The sequence below is a fragment of the Salifodinibacter halophilus genome (assembly GCA_012999515.1).
GTDB classification, from domain to species: Bacteria; Pseudomonadota; Gammaproteobacteria; order Nevskiales; family Salinisphaeraceae; genus Salifodinibacter; species Salifodinibacter halophilus.
This window is the reverse complement of sequence record JABEEB010000458.1, coordinates 1-253: the sequence shown is the minus strand read 5'-3', so window position 1 is coordinate 253 and position 253 is coordinate 1. Positions and strand designations below refer to the sequence as shown.

Annotated in this window: 1 protein-coding gene; it reads right to left on the bottom strand. The window is 75.1% G+C overall.

The genetic code is table 11. From position 1 onward, the window contains the following. The coding region (locus HKX41_12435) for a hypothetical protein (GenBank protein NNC24943.1) at positions 1–253 on the bottom strand (253 nt) is incomplete at both ends.

Below are 253 nucleotides of genomic sequence, written 5' to 3'. Positions count from 1 at the left end.
CGGCCACGCCGGGTTGCGCGCTGCGCGCCGGCGGCAGCGACAGCTGCAGCACCTGCACGCGGCGGTTGTCGCGTTCGACCACGAAGGCCAGATCGCCGAACACGGCGATGCCGTTGGGACGGCGGAACTGGCCCAGCGCGGCTCCGCTGCGGCCGTAGCGGCCGACGCGCTCGCCGTTGTCGCCGTCGTAGATCGCCAACGCGTCGCCCTGCTTGGCCGTGGCCAGCAGCCACAGGCGGCCGTTGGGCGCGCG